The following is a 21,545-nucleotide window of genomic DNA, read 5'->3' as shown; positions in this document are numbered from 1 at the left end:
GCCCTCGACGCAGGATTTGTTGTTATGCGTACATTGTTAACATGTTATCTATGTACGCACAACTGTCATCATTTGTCGTTAGACACAGCAAGGCGTATGCCAAGCGGCGTCAAAGAGTGGGTAGCAAGCTGTTGAAATGGGCCAGGCTGGCCATCAGGTGCGCCCGCTGTTGCGGGCTGATGGAAATGTAGCGGCGAAACGCGGGCATACGGTTGACCACTTCGCTGCCACCCATGTGCTCCAGCGCCAGCTGCCACTGGCCATCGCGGCAGACCAGGATCAGGCGCTTGAAATCCAGTGGCATCAGCGCTGCCAACAGCGCTGCCTGCTGCAACAACCGGTCACGCACTTGGGCGAAGCGCGCCCGGTCGCCTTTGCGGTACACGCAGGCCAGGCCGGTACGGCGCAGCGCACCGGTATGGCGCAGCTCCAGGGTGACCTCGCCCCCTTGTAGAGCAGGCAACTGCAGCTGGAACTCACAGGTGACGACATGCATCAGCAGATGGGCTTCGACGCGTTCGTACACCCTGGCCTGCCAGCCCTGTGCCGGGTCCTGGACCACCCCGGCCGCCGCTACGCCCTGCTGCCCCAGGTTGCGCGCCAGGCACGCCAAGGTCGCCCCGGCGCGATAACCGGAAGGCGCACGAGGCGCCAGCAGGCGTTCACGCAAACGTCTGATCATGCTGCAGATGCTCCACGGCATGGCCGGGCTCGGCGGCGAATTCTTTCTCAAGCACATCCTCGACCCGCGCCGGCTTGAACGGGTTGACCTTCTGCACGCACAACGTCCAGAACAGCGCGTAGGCCGCCGTGGCACCGAGCATGATGGCGAACGGCACATAGACGTCGGCGGGGCTCATGCCCGGCGGCGTGATGAATGCCATGCCGATGAGAATACCGGCGCTGGACACGATCTGCGGCAGCGGGAACAGCGGCGAGCGGTAGGCACGCGGCAGGTCCGGGCGGCGGATGCGCAGGATCACCACCGACAGCGTCACCAGCAGGTAAGCGGTGCTCCACGCACACACAGCGGCCAGCACCAGGTGCAGGATGTTGTCCGGGTTGCCGCCCAGGTACCAGGCGTGCAGGCAAGGAATCAGCGCCACCACCAGGATGCACAGCAGCGGCGTCTTGAAGCGCGGGTGCAGGTAGGTGAACACCTTGGGCAGCGCGCCGTCGACCGCCATTCCATAGAGAATGCGCGGCACACCGGCCATCAGCGTGTTGATGGTGGCCGCACCGGCAAACAGAAAGCCGATGCCCAGCCACACCGGGCCGATGTCACCCATCACCTGCTCGGCGAAGCGCGGGATGGCCATGGGCGTGTCCAGCAGGTGCGCGCCGCTGGCGGCATCGAGTACCACGTTTTCCACCTGGCGCTTCATCGCCGCACCGTAGATGAACATGCAACTGGCCACACCGAACAGGCCCAGCGCCATCGCCCGCGGCAGCACCCAGGCCGAGCGGCGCAGCTCGGGCGCCAGCGGGGTGACGAACTCGCAGCCGACGAACATGAACATGGCCATGCCGATCAGCGACAGGATGGTCATCAGGTCGGTGCCCACCAGCGATACGCCGAACGGGCCGTCCAGCTCCACTGCCGGTGCTGCGATCAGGCCCAGCACGCCGAACACCATCAAGGTGGTCCACATACCGAAGGTGAGGATCACCTCTGCACGGCTGAAGGCGCTGACGCCAAAGGCATTGAGCACCGCGAACGCCAGCACGAAGCACACCCCCAGCAGCCACGATCCGCCGGCGGATTCCGCCAGGGTGTTGAGGTGCTCGAAGTTCACCAGCGCCATCACGCCCGAGAGGATGGTTTCAGCGGTGCCGGCAAACACATGCACGATCAGGTAGGCCGACAGCGTGCCGGTGATGGCGAAGAAACGGCCCAGGCCGCAGTTGATGTAGTCGTACACCGAGCCTGTGGTCGGCAAGATCGACGCGGCCTCGGCGAAGGTGGTGGACTGCGCCAGCATCATCAGTGCGGCAATGACCATGGCCACGGCAAAGGCGCTGCCGCCGATGCCAAAGCCCATGGTCGCGGTGAGGATAACCGGGCTGGCCATGATCAGCCCGACAGTGCTGGCCAGTGCGGTGGGGAAACCGACCGTACCGCGGTTGAGGTGCTCGGTGAGCTTGTTATTGAGTGACATCGTTGTGCCCCGGCTTGTTTTTGTGGCGTTGAACGAGTGATTACTCTGCGCTGCGTGTGGCATGGCGTCTTGCCGATGGCTGCCGCCAGGTTTGTTGCTGCCTGCCAGCGCAGCCCCCAGAGCTGCTGTGGGAGCAGGCTTGGCAGGTGAGGTTGGCAGCCACAGTCATGCCGCTGTCACGCAGGCACAAGAACCGCTCGCGCGCGCTCACTAAGCTGCAAGCTTTGGCTTCCTGCCCCCGGAGTTTGCATGAGCGACATTACCCTCCTTCCTGCTGTCACGGCATTCCTGGCCCGCGAGCATGGCGTGTTCATCCACGGTCAGCACCTCACCAGCCAGTCGTCCGCGAAAGTTGCCGTGGTCAACCCGGCCAACGGCCAGACCATCGCCCACATCGCCGACGCCAACCAGGCCGATGTCGATCAGGCCGTCAGCTCATCGCGCCAAGGCTTCACCACCTGGTCGCGCACCAGCCCCGCCGCCCGCGCCGCCGTGCTGTTCAAGCTGGCCGACCTGCTGGAAGCCAACCGCGAAGAACTGGCGCAGCTGGAAACCTTGCAGTCCGGCAAGCTGATCGGCATTTCTCGTGCCTTCGAAGTAGAGCAGGCCGCGCACTTCCTGCGCTACTACGCCGGCTGGGCGACCAAGATCACCGGCCAGACCATCACCCCGTCGCTGCCCTCGTTCGCCGGTGAGCGCTACAGCGCCTTCACCCTGCGTGAACCCATAGGCGTAGTGGTGGGCATCGTGCCGTGGAACTTCGCCACCATGATCGCCATCTGGAAGCTGGCCTCGGCCCTCACCACCGGCTGCAGCATCATCCTCAAGCCCAGCGAATTCACCCCGCTGACGCTGCTGCGCATTGCCGAACTGGCCACCGAAGCAGGCCTGCCGGCCGGTGCACTGAACGTGCTGACCGGTGGCGGCCTGGTGGGCAAGGCGCTGATCGAGCACCCTGGCACCGACAAGGTCTCGTTCACCGGCTCCGTGCCCACTGGCATCGCCGTCGGCCAGGCCGCCATGGGCGCCAAGCTGACCCGCGCGACGCTGGAACTGGGTGGCAAGAACGCGGTGGCCTTCTTGCCCGATGTGGCAACCGACAAAGCGGTGGACGGCATCATCGAAGCCGGCTTCCTGCACTCGGGGCAGATCTGCGCCGCAGGCGAGCGCTTCTATGTGCACCGCTCGCGCATCGACCCGCTGCTGGACGCCCTGTCCCAGCGCCTGGGCCAGCTGAAGATCGGCTCGCCGCTGGACGAAGCCACCCAGTTCGGCCCGGTGGCCAACAAACCGCACCAACAGAAGCTGGCCGAACTGTTCGCCATCGCGCGCGCCGAGGGCAGCCAGATCATCCATGGCGGCAAGCTGGGCGACGGCCCCGGCTGCTTCGTCGAACCTACGGTAATCCTCGCCAAGTCGGCCAGCGACACCCTGCTCAACCAGGAAACCTTCGGCCCGGTAGCCACCTTCCTGCCCTATGACGACGAAGACGAACTGCTGCACCTGATGAACGCCTCGCCCTACGGCCTCAGCGCCAGCTTGTGGACCAACGACCTGGGCAAAGCCATGCGCATGATCCCGGAAATCCAGGCCGGTACCCTGTGGGTGAACATGCACACCCTGCTTGACCCGGCTGTGCCGTTTGGCGGTATCAAGGCCTCCGGCATTGGCCGCGAGTTCGGCTCGGCTTTCATCGATGACTTCACCGAGCTCAAGTCGGTGATGATCCGCTACTGACGCCCCTGGCCAAGGCGTGCAAGCGCCTTGGCAGCCACGAACAAGACCCCACCCCGCCGCACACGCCCTAATAGGCCATCGCCGCCAACCGCGATGGCCCCTCGCCAGACGAGGGTGCCCCCGAACAACAAAGGCCCCTGTGAAGGTCGCCGAGAACAATCGAGGGATGTGTAATGGTCAAACTGCAAACGCTGTCCACCCTGGCTCTGGCCACCCTGCTGGCCAGCCAGGCCGCGCCAGCGTATGAGCTGTACGCCGACGATGACAGCCACCTGAACGCCGACATGCTGGCGGTATGGGGCATGTTCAACAGCCGCAAGAACTACAACGGCACCCCGGGGGGATCAACCTGGCGCGAGGGCTTCATCAAGTATGGCCTCAGCGGTGACCAGGGCCTGGCCGGCAACGGCACACTGTATGGCAGCCTGAACTGGGTGAGCTCGGCCACCTGGGGCGATGGTGACGCAGCCGGCAACACCGACGGTTCCGAACGCACCACCAAGATCGAGGACGCCTTCCTCGGCTGGCGCTCGGCCGACCTGTTCCCCGTGCTGGGCAAGGATGGCGTGGACGTTTCCGCTGGCCGCCAGACCCTTCGCCTGGGCAGTGGTTTCCTGATAAACGACGACGGCCCGAACCTGGGCAATGGTGTGGCCGATGGCGCCCTGGACCGTGGTGGCGCCTACTACCTGGCCGCCCGCCACGCCTTCGACCGCACCGCGCTGCTGCGCCTGGGTGGCAGCGATGGCCTGCATGGCAGCCTGCTGTGGCTGAAATCCGACAACCGCGCCCAGGCCGAAACCGAACTGGCCGCCGGCACGCTGGACTACACCCACGCGCTGGGCACCCTGGGCCTGACCTGGATTCACGGCATCGACGTTACCGACCAGTGGGCCAGCGAGTTCCAGAAAGCCCGCGAGGGCATGGACGTCTACAGCGTACGCGGCGAAGGCAGTGCCGGCATCGACAATGCCAGTTTCGCCTTCGAATACGCCTGGCAGGACAAGACTGGCGGCCCCGAGCAAGCCTGGTACCTGCAGGCCGGCTACACCTTTGCCGACCTGCCTTGGACCCCGTCAGTCACCTACCGCTATACCCGCTACTCGGCGGGCTGGGACTCACTGTTCAGCGGCCTGTCCAGCGGTTATGGCACCTGGTTCCAAGGTGAAGTCGCGGCCAACTATGCCGGCCCCTTCAACAGCAACACCGGCATCCACCATGTGGGCGTGAAGGCGACGCCGCTGGAAAACGTTACGGTCGGCGCCCTGTACTTCGACTTCGACACGGTGCGCACCCGCGACAGCCTCAACCTCGATGCCCGAGAGCTGGACCTGTACTTGGAATGGGCGGTCAACGAACACCTGATCATCAGCCCGCTGGTGGGCCTGTACCAGCCGCGCAAGGACGAGAACAACGGCGGCAACCAGGTGGGAGGGAATGGCACCAATGTGTACAGCCAGTTGACCGTGGCCGTGCCGTTCTAAACCGCATGACTTGGCGTTGACGCAGTCAATGTAGGAGCGCAGCCCAACAAAATCTTTGCACTGAGGGATTTGACCTTGCCTGGCCTGGCGAATAATATTCGCCAACCTACCGACCGGTAGGTGAAAAATCAACCAGAGAAGACCATGCAAGCAGATCCCTCACCCCCAATACGCTTCAGCTTCGCCCTAGGCCTCGGCCTGGTCGGCGCCCTCGGCCCTTCCGCCGTTGACATGTACCTGTCGAGCCTGCCGGAAATCGCCAACCACTATCAGGCAAGCTTCACCCGTGTGCAGCTGACGCTGACCTTCTTCCTGCTGGCCATGGGGGCCGGCCAGTTGGTCTTCGGTCCCGTGGTCGACGCCTGTGGCCGGCGCAAACCGCTGATGGCCGGCCTGCTGCTGTTCATCCTCTGCTCGCTCGGCGCAGCCGCAGCCCCCAGCCTCGATACCTTGATCATGCTGCGCTTCTTCCAGGGCCTGGGCAGCGCGCTGACCCTGGTGGTGATCATGAGCATGGTGCGTGATGTGAGCCAGGGTGTTGCCGCGACCAAACTGTTCGCCCTGCTGATGACCATCGAAGGCGTGGCGCCGATTCTGGCACCTGCCTTGGGCGGCGTGATCGACGCGCATTTCGGCTGGCGCGCAGTGATGCTGGTACTCGCTGGCATGGGCCTGGCGGTGCTGGCCAACAGCCTGCTGAACCTGCCGGAAACCCTGCCACCCTGCAAACGCGAACCCCTGCGCCTGGGCCACGCGTGCCGTACCTACCTGGCCATCCTCGCCGACCGCCGCTTCCTGCGCCCGACCCTGGCGGTGGCTGCCGTGTTCTTCTTTCTGTTCGCCTACATCGGCGGTGCCACTTTGGTGTACCAGGCCCACTACGGCCTGAGCGCCCAGGCCTTCGGCCTGCTGTTCGGCGCCACCGGGGTGTCGATCCTGTTCGGCGCCATGACGGCCAGCCGCCTGATCAGCCGGCTGGGCCTGAATACCCTGACTCGGGTGGGCGTGCTGTGCATGGCCGGCGGCGCCTGCATCAGCCTGCTCGGTGCACTGACCGGTCTGGGGCTGCCGGGCGTGGCCGGCGGCATGGTGGTGGCCTTGTTCGGCTTAGGGATAGCCGAGTCGACGCTGATGTCGCTGGTCATGGCCTCGCAAGAAAAAGCACTAGGCTCCACCGCAGCGCTGCTGGGCGCCATCCAGCTGTCGGCGTCTGCCGGCGCGGCCCCTCTGGCCGCAGTGGTACTCAACCACGGCCCGACCGCGTGGGCCGCGTTGCTGGCCCTGTGCACCCTGGTGGTGTGCCTGCTGACCGCCCTCAGCCTGCGCGACACCCCGGCCAGCTTCTCGCTCGCGGGCCATTGAAGCCCTGGCACTGACGGTCAACTCGGCTGGCAGGCAGGCACAAGACGACCTACCAGTCGTTAGCGAAACTGGCTGCCTCGAAACCAACAACAAATCCGACGGCAGCCAGCCCTGCGAGACCCGCCATGACCCTCGATACCAGAATTGACTTCATCTACCTGTCCGAGCAGGACATGATCCGCGCCGGCGTCACCGACATGCCGGCCTGCGTCGACACCATGGAAGAAATGTTCGGCCTGCTGTATCAGGGCGACTACCGCATGGCCGGCCCGAACAGCGACTCCCACGGCGCGATGATCACGTTCCCCGAGCACTCGCCATTCCCCACCATGCCCAAGCCCACCGCCGACCGGCGCATGATGGCGATGCCGGCGTACCTGGGCGGCAACTTCCAGACCGCAGGCGCCAAGTGGTACGGCTCGAACATCGCCAACCGCGAAAAAGGCCTGCCGCGCTCGATCCTGATGTTCACCCTCAACGATGCCGATACCGGCGCTCCGCTGGCGCACATGTCGGCCAACCTGCTGTCGGCCTACCGCACCGGCGCCATCCCGGGTGTGGGCGCTCGCCACCTGGCACGCAAGGACGCCAAGGTCATCGGCCTGGCCGGCCCGGGCGTGATGGGCAAGACCACGGTCGCCGCTTTCATGGCCGTCTGCCCGCTGATCGACACCCTCAAGATCAAGGGCCGTGGCCAGAAGAACCTCGATGCGTTCGTCGCCTGGGTCAAGGCGACGTTTCCGCAGATCACCACCCTCCAGGTGGTTGAAACCCTGGAAGACGTGGTACGCGGCTCCGACCTGGTCAGCTACTGCAGTTCGGGCGAAGTCGGTGACCCCAGCCAGTACCCGCTGGTACGCCGCGAGTGGGTCAAACCCGGTGCCTTCCTGGCCATGCCGGCCCCGTGCAGCATCGACGCCGGCATGGAGCAGGACGACGTGCGCAAGGTGGTGGACAACACCGGCCTGTACGAAGCCTGGTTCGCCGAGCTGCCCAAGCCCGCACACAACCATGTACCGCTGGTTGGTGTGCGCTTCATGGACATGATTGCCGAAGGCAAGCTGGCCGCCGAGCAGGTGGAAGACATCGGCAAGATCATCAGCGGCGATGCGCCGGGCCGCCTGCATGACGACGAAATCATCCTGATGTCGGTGGGCGGTATGCCCGTCGAAGACGTGGCCTGGGGCACCGTGGTGTACCGCAAGGCGCTTGAGCAAGGCATCGGCGTGAAGCTCAACCTCTGGGAAACCCCCGTTCTCAGCTGATTCCCCGCAACCGGATAACAAGGCAAAGCCCATGACACAGATCATCAAACTGAAAACCGGCTCCAAGTTCGAAGACATGGCCAGCTACTCCCGCCTGGTGGCGGTGGACAACTGGATTCACGTCTCCAACACCGCCGGGCGCAACCCGCAGACCCAGCTCATCCCAGAGGACGTCATCGAACAGACCCACCAGGTGTTCGCCAACATCGAAACCGCCCTGGCTGCGGTCGATGCCAGCCTGGCCGACGTCATCAACTCACGCGTGTTCATCCAGGACCCTGCCGATGTGCCACGCGTAATGGACGTAATCGGCGAGAAGTTCCGCGGCATCGACCCGGCCACCACGGTCACCTGCCCGCCGCTGGGTTCGACCGTGTACAAGGTCGAGCTGGAGGTCACCGCCTACCGCGGTGCGGGGCAAGCGCAGGTGACCATGATCCGCCTTGGCCAGTGAGGCCACTGGCTGGCGCTAAGCACTTCCCCTGCACGAACAACAAAGAGTAAAGCCATGTCTCCCACGATCGCCCCTGTGCAAACCAGCACCCGCCACCCCGACGCCACCACCGTGGTGATCATCGGTGGCGGCATTATCGGCCTCACCGCCGCATTGAGCCTCGCCGAACGCAACATACCGGTGGTGGTGCTGGAAAAGGGGCGCATCGCTGGCGAGCAGTCGTCGCGCAACCTGGGCTGGGTGCGCAAGACCAACCGCCACGCCCACGACATTCCCCTGGCGCTGGCCGCTGATCGGCTGTGGGCCGAGATGCCCGCACGGGTTAATAGCGACGTCGGCTATCGTCAGGCCGGCATCATGTTCATCGGCCGTAACGACACGCAGATGGGCATGCATGAAGGCTGGCTGAAAAGCGTCGAGGCGCTGGGCCTGGATTCGCGCCTGTTGAGCGCGCGTGAAATCGACCGGATGGTGCCGGGGGGTCGGGCGGATTGGGCGGGTGGCATCTTCACCCCCTCGGACGCCCGCGCCGAACCGACCCTGGCCGCCAGCGCCATCGCCCGAGCGGCCATTGCCAAGGGCGCGGTGGTAGTGGAGAACTGCGCAGTGCGCACCTTGGTCACCGCAGCGGGTCGTGTCAGCGGGGTGGTCACCGAGCAAGGCGAAATCCGCTGCGACCAGGTGTTGCTGGCCGGCGGCCTGTGGTCGCGCAAGTTCCTCGGCAACCTGGGCATCAACCTGCCAACCTTGCCGCTGACCTGCTCCGTGCTGCGCACCGAGCCCATGGATGGGCCCACCGACATCGCCGTTGGTGCACCGGACTTTTCCTTCCGCAAGCACAAGGACGGCGGCTACATCATCACCCAGCGCGGCGCGCTGGATGCCTTCCTCACCCTGGACCACCTGCTGCTGGGCAAGCGTTACCTGCCCCAGCTGCGTGCCCAGCGGGATTTTTTGCGCATCAGCTTTGGCAAGTACTTCTTCAAGGACCTGGCCCTGGCCCGGCGCTGGAAGGCCACCGATGTGACCCCCTTCGAGCGTGTAAGGGTACAAGACCCGCACGCCAACCCGGCACTCAACGACGAGGCCATGCGCAACCTCAAGGCGGCTTGGCCAGTGTTCGAGCAGGCACAAATCGCCAGCGCCTGGGCCGGCACGATCGACGTCACCCCCGACTCCAACCCGGTGATCGGCCAGGTGACCAGTATTCCGGGCCTGACCCTGGCCACCGGGTTCTCCGGGCATGGCTTCGGCACCTCACCTGCTGCCGGCCAACTGGCAGCGGACCTGGTGTCCCAGGACGCTCCGCTGATCGACCCAACCCCTTACCGCTTCGAGCGCTTCGCCTGACGCCTGTGGGAACGGGTTCATTTAGTGCAACCGTTCCCAACTATCCAGTTTGCGCATAGTTGCATCCCAGTCCTTGGTGCCGATTGCCCAAGGTGCCGGTGCTATATTCGGGGCCTCTGACAAGCGGACCATGTCCCGAACAGGAGCAAGCGTGAATTCTTTCACCTACACCATCAGCCCGGACGTTTTTGCCGATCATCCGCACTACCTGCGGGGCGTGCTCGTTTTCAAGCACCTGGATAACAGCCAAGCAAACGCCGAACTCACCGCCCTGCTCCGGCAGGCCGAAAACCAGCTGCGCCAGCGTATTACCGGCAACCCGGCCGAATACCCCAACATTGCCGCTTGGCGTGACGCCTACCGCCAGTTCGGCGCCAAGCCTTCGGAACACCGCAGCTCGATCGAGGCCCTGGGCCGCCGCGTGCTCAAACCCGATAACCTGCCCGACATCAACCCCTTGGTTGATATCGGGAATCTGGTTTCCCTGCGCCATGTGCTGCCCGCCGGGGTGCACCCGGCAGGCCCGCAGTCGAAAAGCCTGGCCCTGCGCAAGGCTCAAGCGGATGACCGTTTTCTCACTGCACCTGGCGAAGCACCTGAAGCCATCCCCTCGGGCGAGATCGTGCTGGCAACGGGCAACCGTGTGCTGACCCGCCGCTGGACCTGGCGACAGGCCGGTGATACCCGTACCCTCGCCGATACCGATTGCGTGTTTTTCGACATCGATGGCCTGCCCCCGGTATCAAGGGAAACCGTCAGCGCAGCAATGGCCGATATCGTCATGCTGGTGACCACCTACTGCGGCGGCCAGTGCGTCGGGCAAGCGATCCTCGATGGCGAACAACCCACCTTCACAGTCAGTCTCGGCTGAGCCCGCCAATGAACAGTGCCTTCAGCAACCTGAGCATTTCGCAACTGACGGCACTGTTGACCCTCCTGGAACTGCGCAACCTTAGCCAGGCCGCCATCCGTCTGGGTACCAGCCAGTCGGGCGTCAGCCGCCACCTGGCCCAATTGCGCGACGCCTTCGCCGATCCGCTGATGATCCGCCAGCAACGCGAGTATGTGCTGACAGAGCGCGGTGAAGCCCTCGTAGAACCGGTGCGCACCCTCCTGGAAAGGCTTCAGGAAATGAGCCGGCCCACCACCTTCACCCCGCAGGCCTGCAACCGGCGCTTTCGCCTGGCCGGTTCCGACTACGTTGCCCAGCACATCCTGCCAGGATTGCTTGAGCACCTGGCAACAGTCGCCCCACAGGCCGACGTGGATTTTCGCCTGTGGCAACCCGACCGCTTCGACTGGCTGGCCACAGGTGAACTGGACATCGCCGTCAGCATGCTGCAGGACACGCCGGCGGCGTATCACGGCAGAATCATTGGCGAAGACCGGGCCGTTTGCTGCATGCGCGCCAACCACCCACTGGCCACGCGAACGGCACTGGGCATCGACGATTACCTGGCCTGGAACCATGTGAAGATCACCACTGGCGGAGACAAAGATGGCTTCCTCGACGCCTACCTGCGCAGGCACGCCCTGCAACGCAACCTGAAACTCTGCGTACCGTTCTACTCTGCTGCCTTGGCCGTGCTGAGCACCAGTGACATGCTGCTGATGCTGCCCGAACACATTGCCCGAAAATGGTCAGCGCAAGACGCCGTCTGCTACCGCCCACTCGACTTCATCGAACACCAGTTCCGTTACTGGGTGGTCTGGCACAGCCGCACGCACAGCTCTGCGGAACAAGCGTGGTTCCGCCGCCTGGTGCACACGCATTGCCAGCAGTCGCAGTCGTTGCGACCTGACAACAGCCACTATCCAGTCTCTGCATAACTCACTTTCAGAAACCGGAATTCACATTAAGCCGATAACTGTTAACTTGTTAATCAACGCGGTGACACGTTAAACACGCGACGCCTCGCCTAACAATAATATCGCGCGCAAGCCCCTATTATTCTGCCAAATCATTCGAGTTCGCGAGAAGGCATTCGCGCACCTGAAACAATCGAGAATAAAACGATGAGCAGAACAGAAAGTACCGAACACACCTTCGAGCGAAATCTTTCAAACCGGCATATACAAATGATCGGCCTGGGCGGGGCCATTGGCACCGGACTGTTCCTTGGCAGTGCTGGGGTTATCAAATCCGCCGGCCCAAGCCTGTTGGTGGGTTACATGATCGCTGGCCTTATTGCATTCCTTATCATGCGCCAACTTGGCGAAATGCTGGTCGATGAACCGGTTTCCGGTTCCCTCAGTCATTTCGGCAATAAATATGGCGGTGGCTTCATGGGCTACCTCACCGGCTGGAACTATACCGTCACTTACTTTCTGGTCGGCATGGCCGAACTTACCGCACTTGGCAAATACATGCAGTTTTGGTGGCCAGAACTTCCCGCGTGGGCAACAGCCGGTTTTTTCCTGCTGCTGATCAGTGGCATCAATACCCTCAACGTGAAAATCTACGGCGAGTCGGAGTTCTGGTTCGCCATCATCAAGGTAGGCGCTGTACTGCTGATGATCGTCATGGGCGCCTGGTTCATCTTCGGCCCCCACACGCCACCCCAGGCAACCCTCAGCAACTTGTGGAGCCACGGTGGCTTCATGCCCAATGGCTGGCAGGGGTTGATCATGGCACTGCCTCTGATCATGTTCGCCTTCGGCGGCCTGGAATTCATCGGTTTTACCGCTGGGGAGGCGCGCGAGCCGGGCAAAACCATCCCGCGTGCGATCAATGCCGTGCTCTATCGCATTGGCCTGTTCTACATCCTGGCCTTGGCAGTGCTGCTGGCGCTTACCCCGTGGGACAACCTGGTCGCATCGCTGAGCGCAGCGGGCGATCCCTACAGCGCCAGCCCGTTCGTCAAGATACTGAGTTTGCTCAAGGTGGATTACGCCGCCCATGCGCTGAACTTCGTCGTGCTTACCGCCGCCCTTTCGGTCTACAACGCAGTGGTGTACTGCAACTCTCGCCAGTTGCACGCCATGGCACGACAAGGCCATGCACCACGCGCCCTGGTCAAGCTGAGTGATCGGCGCATCCCCATCAATGCCCTGCTGCTCACCGGCCTGGTGACAGCGGCTGCGGTGGTGCTCAACTACCTGTCCCCCGATGGCGCACTGGAAACCCTGATGTCGCTGGTAGTGGCGACCACCATGATGAACTGGGCGCTGACCAGCGTCATCCACCTGAAATTCCGCAAGGCAAAACGCGAGGCCGGGCAACAGACCGCCTATCACTCGCCGCTGTACCCGCTGACCAACTACCTGTGCATCGCCTTCATTGCCGGGCTGTTGCTGATCATCGCCTTCATTCCGGGCATGCGCATTTCCGTCCTGCTCATCCCCTGCTGGCTGTTGGTCATGGCCATCACATATCAAAAAGTCAAACACAGCCCCGCCGCCATTCACCCCGTTTCCAGTAACGCCTGATAGGTACCCCGATGAAAAACCACCCAACACCCGTGCAGACGCTGACCGGGGGCGATGCCATCGTCGCCAGCCTGAAAGCCCACAACGTCGACACCGTGTTCGCCCTGCCCGGTGCGCAAATCTATGGCCTGACCGACGCCCTGGCCCGCAACAGCGACAGCTTGCGTATCTTCGGCGCACGCCACGAGCAAACCAGCGCCTACATGGCCTTCGGTTATGCCCGTTCCTCCGGGCGCCCCGGCGTGTTCGCTGTGGTACCCGGCCCTGGCATCCTCAACGCCAGCGCGGCGATGCTCACGGCGCACGGCTGCAATGCCCCGGTGCTGGCCCTGACCGGCGACGTGATGAGCCCGTTCAAGGACCGCGGCCGCGGCCAGTTGCATGAACTGCCACGGCAGCTGGAAGTGCTGCAAGGCATCGGCAAATGGGCTGCGCATATCGAACAGCCTGCCGAGGCATCCTGGCGCGTTGCCGAAGCATTCCAGCACATGCAATCGGGGCGGCCTGGAGTGGTCTCACTGCAAGCGTCGTGGGACTTCTTCACCCGCCCTGCTGCGGTGCAGATCCAGCAGCCGCTGGCCCTGCAGCCGAAACCGCCGGTGGACAGCGATGCAGTGAGCGTGGCGGCAAAGCTGCTGAGCCAGGCCGCCAGCCCGATGATTTTCGTAGGCTCCGGTGCGCTGGACGCGAGCGCCGAGGTCAACCAGCTAGCCGAGGTGCTGGGCGCGCCAGTGGTCAGCTTCCGTGGCGGGCGCGGCGTAGTGGCCGATGACCATCCGCTGGGTTTCACCGTGGCGGCTGGCGCGCGGCTGTGGCCAAAGACCGATGTCGCCGTAGTCATCGGCTCACGCTTCGAACTGCTGGATATTCGCTGGCGCCATCGCCCGGCCGGGCTAAAGCTGATCCGTATCGACATCGACCCGGCAGAAGTGCGGCGCATGGCGGCGGACGTCAACCTGGTGGCCGATGCCGCCGAAGGCTCCGCGGCGCTGGCCGAGGCCGTGCTCAAGCAAGGCGCGCCCAAACGCCGCGATAGCGAATTGGCCGAAACCAAGGCAGCCGCCGAGCAGGCTATCCAGTGCGTCCAACCGCAACTGGACTACCTGCGGGTGATTCGCGATGTATTGCCACGCGATGGCTTCTTCGTCGAGGAAATCTCCCAGGTCGGTTTCACCTCGATCTTCGGCTTCCCGGTGTACAAACCACGCACCCTCGTTACGTCGGGCCACCAAGGCACCTTGGGCTTCGGCTTCCCGACAGCACTGGGGGTGAAGGCAGCCCACCCGGACAAGGCGGTGGTATCGATCTGCGGAGACGGCGGTTTCATGTTCGCCGCCCAGGAGCTGGCCACGGCTGTGCAGTACCAGCTCAACCTAGTCACCATCGTGTTCAACAACAACGCCTTCGGCAACGTGTACCGCGACCAGCAGGAAAGCTTCGGCGGGCGCCTGCTGGGCTCCGAGCTGATCAACCCGGACTTCATCAAGTTCGCCGAGTCCTTCGGCGTCGAAGCTTACCGGGTGGATAGCCCGGCGCGCCTTCGGCCGGTGCTGGAACGCGCCTTCGCCGCCGACAAGCCGGTGCTGATCGAGGTCAGCGTGCCACGCGGCAGCGACAGCAGCCCCTGGCAGTTCCTGCACCCTGACTTCTCCAACTGATTACCGAGGTAAACCCCGATGTTCGAACAGGTCGAAGCCTACCCGGGCGACCCCATTCTGTCGTTGATGGATGATTTCCATGCCGATGTACGAGGCGAAAAGGTCAACCTCAGCATTGGCTTCTATTACGACGAAGCCGGGCAAGTGCCCGTGCTCGATACTGTGCAGGCCGCCAAGGCGCAACTCGATGCCCAGGCCCCGTCAGCCAACCTTTACCTGCCCATGGATGGCCATCCGGCATTTCGCAGTGCCGTGCAGGCCTACTTGTTTGGTGAACTCGACCGGCAAGCCAGCGAACGCATCGTTACCCTGCAGTCGGTCGGCGGCTCCGGTGCCCTGCGTGTGGGGGCTGATTTCCTCAAGCGCTATTACCCACAATCCCAGGTGTGGGTCAGTGACCCCACCTGGGACAACCACCTGGCAATTTTCAGTGGTGCCGGGTTTACCGTACAACGCTACCCATACCTGGATGAAACCGGCAGCAACGTGGCGTTCGAACGCCTGCTAGCCTGCTTCGACCGGCTACCCGCGCACTCGATCGTGCTCCTGCACGCCTGTTGCCATAACCCCACGGGTATCGACCTGTCGCCTGAACAGTGGGACACCGTTTTCGAGGTGTGCCGCCAGCGCTGCCTGATCCCCTTCCTGGATGCCGCTTACCTGGGCATGGGCGACGGTGTCGAAGCGGATGCCTATGCCATCCGTGCACTGGCCAAGGCGGGCATTACCGGGCTGGTCGCCAACTCGTTCTCCAAGGTGTTCTCGCTGTACGGCGAACGTGTGGGGTCGTTATCGGTGATCTGTGAGCACACGGCCATCGCCACGCGTGTTGCCGGGCAATTGAAAGGCACAGTACGCACCAACTACTCCAACCCGCCACGGCACGGCGCCGAACTGGTGGTGACGATCCTCAGCGACGACGACCTTCACCGTGCCTGGCGGGCAGAGCTGGAAACCATGCGCACTCGCATGATCGCCATGCGCCAAGCACTGCATGAAAGGATCAAGGCGCTGAACCCCGAGCTGGACGTGAGCTACCTGCTGCAACAGAAAGGCATGTTCAGCTACACCGGCCTCAGTGCGCAGGCCGTTGACCGCATCCGCGAGCAGCATGCGGTGTACTTGATACGCAGTGGGCGCATCTGCATTGCCGGCCTCAACGAGGGCAACCTCGACGCCGTGGCCAGCGCCTTGGCCAGCACCAGGTAACTGAGCATCCACAGAAACAATCGGTAGATAGCATGCAAACTGCCCCGCTGCGCGGGTGGGGCCGTTTGCAGTAGCGGCCACATGTGGCGATGGCAACGGCAATTTCGCAAACGCCATGACTGACCAAGAATGGATTTCCCCCGACAAGCTGTTGCGAATTTACTTACAGTGAAATACTGTATGTGCATACAGCAAAACAAGGAAATGCCTGTGTCCAGCACCGCCTCCGCCACCCCGAGCAGCTATGAACAGCTGGGTGTACGCATCCAGAAGATCATCAACAGCCCTACCGCCCAGCGCAGCCGAGCGGCGCTGATCTTCCGCCTGGAACAGGAAAGCCCGGAAGACTGGGAAACCTTGCTGGAGGAGATCGCAGAAAACGACAACGTCACCCTCGCTCACCGCGACGATGGCGGCGTGCAGGTTTTCTGGACCGTGCCGAAGGAAGACTGACCCCGCATGAGAGTTTCGTTTTTTGCCGCAGCCTGCCTGTTACTGACCGCTCCACTTGCCCAAGCCGATGCCCCGCGTACCTTTCAGGAGGCCAAAAAGGTCGCCTGGAAGCTGTACGCACCACAATCGACCGAGTTCTATTGCGGCTGCAAATACAAGGGCAACAAGGTCGACCTGGCGTCCTGCGGCTATACCCCGCGCAAGAATGCCCAGCGCGCGTCGCGAATCGAGTGGGAGCACATTGTGCCCGCCTGGCAGATCGGCCATCAGCGCCAGTGCTGGCAGGACGGCGGGCGCAAGCAGTGCTCGCAGCATGACGACGTGTACAAACGCGCCGAGGCCGACCTGCACAACCTTGTACCCAGCATCGGTGAGGTTAACGGCGACCGCAGCAACTTCAGTTTCGGCTGGCTGCCGGAACAGCGCGGCCAGTACGGCAGTTGCCTGACCCAGGTCGACTTCAAGGCCAAAAAGGTCATGCCGCGCCCCTCGATACGCGGCATGATCGCTCGCACCTACTTCTACATGAGCAAGCAGTACAACCTGCGCTTGTCCCGGCAGGACCGCCAGTTGTTCGAGGCCTGGAACAAGACCTATCCGCCGCAGGCATGGGAGCGGCAACGCAACCAGCAGGTGGCGTGCGTGATGGGCCGGGGTAATGCGTTCGTCGGGCCGGTCAACCTCAAGGCCTGCGGCTGAGCCTCAGGCCAACGCTTGCAAATAGGCGCTGGCCTCCCGGTAACGGGCCAACCGCGCCAGGTCGGCGGGGCTTGGGCAAGGGATGCGCGAAATGTCGCTGTTATCGGCCAGGTCGGCCAGTTTGACGGTACGCGCCAGCGGGTCATCGCCCAGACGCACCACGAAGTCCTGGTAAGCTTCACCCTCGCGGCGACTGAGCGCCAGCAAGGCTGCAAGGATTTTAAGCGCAAAACCCTCGCGCGCCAGGTCGGACAGGGTCAGCGGGGTGTCCTCGATCACATCGTGAAGCACCGCAACAATCCGTTGCTCGGGTGTGGATACCCGCATCATCACACGCAGCGGGTGGAGAATATAGGCAGCCCCACCCTTGTCGTATTGCCCTTCATGCGCTCTGGCGGCCACGGCAATGGCCCGCTCCAGTGTAGACATGAGGCCCCTCCCCGTTCGGCATCTTCCCCCAAGCATAGCCAAACTTGTGTGAACATTGTCTAGCGCAACGCTAAGCGTGCCTGGCGGGGCCCGAAGGAGCGCTTAGCGTGCAGCCCCGTGCTGGATAACCACCGAATCGGTGCCCAGTTTGGCCATCACTTCGTCCCTGCGCGCTTGCGCTTCTTCACGCGTAGGGAACGGCCCCATCAGCACCACCGGCTTACCGTTGCGGTACTCCACCGAAGACGGGATGCCCTTTTCGATAAGCCGTGCGGTCATGTCGCTCAGTGCGCCCATGTTGGCGCCCTGGACTACCTCCACATCCCAGCCTTCTGGCGCCGGCTGGTCAGCCAGTGCCTCGGCACGGCGCTGCAGATCGGCGCCGCCGCACAGTTCGCGGATGCGCAGATTGTTGCCGGTGTCATCGACGATGATGTCGTACTGGCCATCTCGCTTGATCGCCACATAGCTGCGGTAGGCTTCGTACTGCCCGGCATCATCCTTGCCGCGAACCTGGCCGCAGAGGGTGCCCTGGGTGTCGATCCGCACGTTGCCGAACTTGGCAGTCTTGGGGTTGTGCAGGTGTTCGGCCACCTGCTTGTGCACACCTTCGACCTCGTTCTCACAGCCCGCCAGGGCGAGCACTGCCATTACCACAGCCAGTTTGCGCACGCGTGTACCTCCAGATTCGAAGGCGCGGATTCTATCACGGCGGGCCATGCCCGACCCGCGACCAAACGTTACACGCTGCTTCGCGCGCACATGCAAAAAGGGCGATCATTTCTGATCGCCCTTTTCGGATTTGGTAGGCACAATTGGACTCGAACCAACGACCCCCACCATGTCAAGGTGGTGCTCTAACCAACTGAGCTATGTGCCTGTCGTGTGGTGCGCATAATAGTGATCCAATGCGTACCTGTAAAGCTTTTTTTTGAGAAAAATCAAAAACTTTCGAATGTAAGCAGTCTGCGTCCGTGTAACGGTTTCACGGCCCTGAAAAATGGGCAATGAAAAAAGGGGTGACCCCTGCGGATCACCCCTTCTTCGATTTGGTAGGCACAATTGGACTCGAACCAACGACCCCCACCATGTCAAGGTGGTGCTCTAACCAACTGAGCTATGTGCCTGTCGTGTGGTGCGCATTCTACGCATTCCTAAAACCCTGTCAACACTTTTTTTCGCGCTAAGCTACTGAATCTTAAACTCTTTATAGAAGAAGGGCTGTCAGGTACCGCGTAAAGGATTTTCATCAGACGACTAGCGGGTGTTTATTATTATTGATAGCATCGGTACATTCGTTAAAAATATAAAACACGAGGTTCCTGCAGCATGGCTAACACCCCCTACCCCCAGTCCTACTACGCCGCCTCGGCCAACCCGGTGCCGCCACGTCCGGCGCTGCAGGGTGAGGTGGAAACCGATGTGTGCATCATCGGCGCCGGCTACACCGGTCTGTCCAGCGCCCTGTTCCTGCTGGAGAACGGCTTCAAGGTGAGCATCGTCGAAGCGGCCAAGGTCGGCTTCGGCGCGTCTGGCCGCAACGGCGGTCAGATCGTCAACAGCTACAGCCGCGACATCGACGTCATCGAACGCACCGTGGGCCCCAAAGAGGCACAGCTGCTGGGCCACATGGCCTTCGAAGGCGGCCGCATCATTCGTGAGCGCGTGGCCAAGTACAACATCCAGTGCGACCTTAAAGACGGTGGCGTATTCGCCGCCCTCACCAGCAAGCAGATGGGCCACCTGGAGTCGCAAAAGCGCCTGTGGGAGCGCTTCGGCCACAACCAGCTGGAGCTGATGGACCAGAAGCGCATCCGTGAAGTGGTCGCTTGCGACAGCTATATCGGCGGCATGCTCGACATGAGCGGCGGCCACATCCACCCGCTCAACCTGGCCCTGGGCGAAGCCGCTGCGGTCGAGTCGCTGGGTGGCATCATCTACGAGCAAACCCCGGCCGTACGCATCGAGCGCGGTGCCAACCCGGTCGTGCACACCCCACAGGGCAAGGTGCGCGCCAAGTTCGTCATCGTCGCCGGCAACGCCTACCTGGGCAACCTGGTGCCGGAACTGGCCGCCAAGTCCATGCCATGCGGCACCCAGGTGATCACCACCGAGCCACTGGGTGAAGAACTGGCACGCACCCTGCTGCCGCAGGATTACTGCGTCGAAGACTGCAACTACCTGCTCGACTACTACCGCCTCACCAGCGACAAGCGCCTGATCTTCGGCGGTGGCGTGGTGTACGGCGCGCGTGACCCGGCCAACATCGAGGCGATCATCCGTCCGAAGATGCTCAAGGCCTTCCCGCAGCTGAAGAACGTGAAGATCGACTACGCCTGGACCGGCAACTTCCTGCTGACCCTGTCGCGCCTGCCGCAGGTTGGCCGTATCGGCGACAACATCTACTACTCCCAGGGTTGCTCGGGCCACGGCGTGACCTACACCCACCTGGCGGGCAAGGTGCTGGCCGAGGCCCTGCGCGGCCAGGCTGAGCGTTTCGACGCCTTCGCCGGCCTGCCGCACTACCCGTTCCCGGGTGGCCAGATGCTGCGCGTGCCGTTCAGCGCCATCGGTGCCTGGTACTACAGCCTGCGCGACCGCCTGGGCTTCTGATGTAAGCAGGCCAGGCCTATTCGCGGGCAAGCCCGCTCCCACAGGTTCCGCACTGGTTTCAGGCTCAGTGCGATCCCTGTGGGAGCGGGCTTGCCCGCGAAAGGGCCGGCACAGGCAACGCTATTTGTTCAGGCTACTCACAGCTTGCTTCGCCGCAATCTCCTGCCCCGCCCGCGCCAGCTCGTCCGCCGCCTTCAACCAGCGTTGGCGATCCACCTGTGCCGGAAGCTGCCGCGGTGGCTGTACCAGCACCGCCCAACTCCCCTGCTTCGCCCACGCCGAGGCAAAGTCATCGAACGCCATCACCTGCCGCCGGTGCATGCCCGAGCGCAACAGCACCCGTTGCTTGTAGCGGTCATAGCCGATCAGCACGGCATAACGTGGCTCGCTCCACCAGGCCGAACCGTCCTCGTAACGCAGCAACACCGGGTTGCCTGCCGCCACCTGGGCCAGCAACGCATCCAGTTGTTTGTCCAACGGGTACACCACCATGCCATAGTCCCGCGCCACGCGAGGAATGCCGGTGTCCAGCGCTTCGACGCCCTGGGGCAGGTTCAATGGTTTGTCCAGCAAGCCAGGGGTAATAGGTGCGCCTTGTTGCGACAGCACCGCCGCCAGGGCCATGGCGCCGCTGTGGTTGGCGTTGCCGCGGTAGAACGGCACGCTGCTGATCTCGACACGCTGCGGCAGGCCCTTGAGGTTCGCGGGCGGTGCACTTGCACAACCGGCCAGGCTGGCGGCAATCAGGCAGGCAGCCAGCAGCCGACGGGGGACGGTTTTGAAGGAATGTTGCTGCATGGACACTCGCTTGCTCCAACGCCAGGCAGGCAGCGCCCGGCTCTGGCCAACGATCATAGGTCCCACAACGGCGCGGGTATAGTCCGACAGCGGCTTAGAGCGAATCGGACCCAGAGATAGACCTTTGTTCGATGGAACGTCACAGGCGAAAGGCTAGACTAAAGCAGTGTCTGGAAGGCGAGCGCTGGCTGACCGAGCGCTGCCCTTGGAGATGGAGGCACAGATGAGCCTGACCATGGCAATCCTCATGCTGATAGGCATGTGGCTGAGCGTCGCAGCCGCCATGCTGTGGGGTGTGCTGCGTATCGTGCGGCGTCATTCCCACCACCACCTGCCACCGCAGGCCCCAGCCAAGCCGCAGCCTGTGCGCCGGGCTCGGCGGCATGCCGGGGTGCACTAAGGTTTCAGAAACCGCGAACGGGGCGCATGGCGCCCCGTATCTTTTT

The 21,545-nt window shown here is 63.1% G+C and carries 20 protein-coding genes and 2 tRNA genes; 15 read left to right on the top strand and 7 right to left on the bottom strand.

From position 1 onward, the window contains the following. Positions 1–109: 109 nt before the first annotated feature. Complete coding sequence (locus QQL85_RS16720; protein WP_284354759.1) at positions 110–682, bottom strand: DUF3156 family protein; 573 nt, start codon at positions 680–682, stop codon at positions 110–112. Continuing rightward, complete coding sequence (locus QQL85_RS16715; RefSeq protein ID WP_284354760.1) at positions 663–2,159, bottom strand: APC family permease; 1,497 nt, start codon at positions 2,157–2,159, stop codon at positions 663–665. The genes QQL85_RS16720 and QQL85_RS16715 overlap by 20 nt, the downstream gene beginning before the upstream one ends. 249 nt (positions 2,160–2,408) lie before the next feature. Between QQL85_RS16715 and QQL85_RS16710 the strand changes: the two genes are divergently transcribed. From QQL85_RS16710 to QQL85_RS16650, 13 genes are all read left to right on the top strand, one after another. Further along, on the top strand, positions 2,409–3,896 hold the full coding sequence (locus tag QQL85_RS16710; RefSeq protein ID WP_284354761.1) for an aldehyde dehydrogenase family protein: 1,488 nt from the start codon (positions 2,409–2,411) through the stop codon (positions 3,894–3,896). Between the two features lie 173 nt (positions 3,897–4,069). Beyond that, entirely contained in the window at positions 4,070–5,380 is a 1,311-nt protein-coding gene (locus tag QQL85_RS16705) for a hypothetical protein (protein ID WP_284354762.1), read from the top strand. Between the two features lie 144 nt (positions 5,381–5,524). Continuing rightward, positions 5,525–6,742: a multidrug effflux MFS transporter gene (locus QQL85_RS16700; protein ID WP_284354763.1), complete on the top strand. Its 1,218-nt coding sequence runs from the start codon at positions 5,525–5,527 to the stop codon at positions 6,740–6,742. Between the two features lie 125 nt (positions 6,743–6,867). Beyond that, positions 6,868–8,007 (top strand): tyramine oxidase subunit B, encoded by a 1,140-nt coding sequence (locus tag QQL85_RS16695; protein ID WP_284354764.1) that lies wholly within the window; start codon positions 6,868–6,870, stop codon positions 8,005–8,007. A 31-nt stretch (positions 8,008–8,038) separates the two neighbouring features. Beyond that, entirely contained in the window at positions 8,039–8,461 is a 423-nt protein-coding gene (locus tag QQL85_RS16690) for a RidA family protein (RefSeq protein ID WP_284354765.1), read from the top strand. Between the two features lie 54 nt (positions 8,462–8,515). Then, a complete protein-coding gene (locus QQL85_RS16685; RefSeq protein WP_284354766.1) occupies positions 8,516–9,811 on the top strand; it encodes an NAD(P)/FAD-dependent oxidoreductase in 1,296 nt (431 codons plus the stop codon). A 151-nt stretch (positions 9,812–9,962) separates the two neighbouring features. Beyond that, positions 9,963–10,682, top strand: a complete 720-nt coding sequence (locus QQL85_RS16680) for a B3/B4 domain-containing protein (protein WP_284354767.1) — start codon at positions 9,963–9,965, stop codon at positions 10,680–10,682. Positions 10,683–10,690: 8 nt separating this feature from the next. After that, positions 10,691–11,641, top strand: a complete 951-nt coding sequence (locus tag QQL85_RS16675; RefSeq protein ID WP_284354768.1) for a LysR family transcriptional regulator — start codon at positions 10,691–10,693, stop codon at positions 11,639–11,641. A 186-nt stretch (positions 11,642–11,827) separates the two neighbouring features. Continuing rightward, positions 11,828–13,240 carry an amino acid permease gene (locus QQL85_RS16670; RefSeq protein WP_284354769.1) on the top strand — a complete coding sequence of 471 codons (1,413 nt, stop codon included), beginning with the start codon at positions 11,828–11,830 and terminating at the stop codon, positions 13,238–13,240. A gap of 11 nt (positions 13,241–13,251) precedes the next feature. Beyond that, positions 13,252–14,898 (top strand): thiamine pyrophosphate-dependent enzyme, encoded by a 1,647-nt coding sequence (locus tag QQL85_RS16665; RefSeq protein ID WP_284354770.1) that lies wholly within the window; start codon positions 13,252–13,254, stop codon positions 14,896–14,898. 18 nt (positions 14,899–14,916) lie between these two features. Further along, positions 14,917–16,107 carry an aromatic amino acid transaminase gene (locus tag QQL85_RS16660; RefSeq protein ID WP_284354771.1) on the top strand — a complete coding sequence of 397 codons (1,191 nt, stop codon included), beginning with the start codon at positions 14,917–14,919 and terminating at the stop codon, positions 16,105–16,107. Between the two features lie 210 nt (positions 16,108–16,317). Continuing rightward, on the top strand, positions 16,318–16,560 hold the full coding sequence (locus QQL85_RS16655; protein WP_016711353.1) for a DUF1654 domain-containing protein: 243 nt from the start codon (positions 16,318–16,320) through the stop codon (positions 16,558–16,560). A gap of 6 nt (positions 16,561–16,566) precedes the next feature. Beyond that, positions 16,567–17,259 (top strand): endonuclease I family protein, encoded by a 693-nt coding sequence (locus QQL85_RS16650; protein WP_284354772.1) that lies wholly within the window; start codon positions 16,567–16,569, stop codon positions 17,257–17,259. Between the two features lie 3 nt (positions 17,260–17,262). Here QQL85_RS16650 and QQL85_RS16645 read toward each other — a convergent pair whose 3' ends face one another. The 4 genes from QQL85_RS16645 to QQL85_RS16630 form a co-directional block, all read right to left on the bottom strand. Beyond that, positions 17,263–17,688, bottom strand: coding sequence for a GTP pyrophosphokinase (locus tag QQL85_RS16645; RefSeq protein WP_284354773.1), 426 nt, complete (start codon positions 17,686–17,688; stop codon positions 17,263–17,265). Between the two features lie 102 nt (positions 17,689–17,790). Then, positions 17,791–18,360: an SPOR domain-containing protein gene (locus tag QQL85_RS16640; protein ID WP_284354774.1), complete on the bottom strand. Its 570-nt coding sequence runs from the start codon at positions 18,358–18,360 to the stop codon at positions 17,791–17,793. A 131-nt stretch (positions 18,361–18,491) separates the two neighbouring features. Further along, positions 18,492–18,568 (bottom strand) — tRNA-Val (locus QQL85_RS16635). A gap of 170 nt (positions 18,569–18,738) precedes the next feature. Then, a tRNA-Val gene (locus QQL85_RS16630) sits at positions 18,739–18,815 on the bottom strand. A gap of 202 nt (positions 18,816–19,017) precedes the next feature. Here QQL85_RS16630 and QQL85_RS16625 point away from each other — a divergent pair. Further along, positions 19,018–20,301 carry an NAD(P)/FAD-dependent oxidoreductase gene (locus QQL85_RS16625; RefSeq protein WP_284354775.1) on the top strand — a complete coding sequence of 428 codons (1,284 nt, stop codon included), beginning with the start codon at positions 19,018–19,020 and terminating at the stop codon, positions 20,299–20,301. A 120-nt stretch (positions 20,302–20,421) separates the two neighbouring features. On the opposite strand, the gene QQL85_RS16620 is transcribed toward QQL85_RS16625, so the two are convergent. Next, positions 20,422–21,156: a peptidase C39 family protein gene (locus QQL85_RS16620; RefSeq protein ID WP_284354776.1), complete on the bottom strand. Its 735-nt coding sequence runs from the start codon at positions 21,154–21,156 to the stop codon at positions 20,422–20,424. Positions 21,157–21,322: 166 nt separating this feature from the next. On the opposite strand from QQL85_RS16620, the gene QQL85_RS16615 reads away from it, so the two are divergent. Next, on the top strand, positions 21,323–21,499 hold the full coding sequence (locus QQL85_RS16615) for a hypothetical protein (RefSeq protein WP_284354777.1): 177 nt from the start codon (positions 21,323–21,325) through the stop codon (positions 21,497–21,499). Positions 21,500–21,545 lie beyond the last annotated feature (46 nt).

The organism is Pseudomonas putida, from assembly GCF_030159595.1.
In the GTDB taxonomy this organism is placed as follows: Bacteria; Pseudomonadota; Gammaproteobacteria; order Pseudomonadales; family Pseudomonadaceae; genus Aquipseudomonas; species Aquipseudomonas putida_AC.
This window is presented reverse-complemented; position numbering and strand designations above follow the sequence as displayed.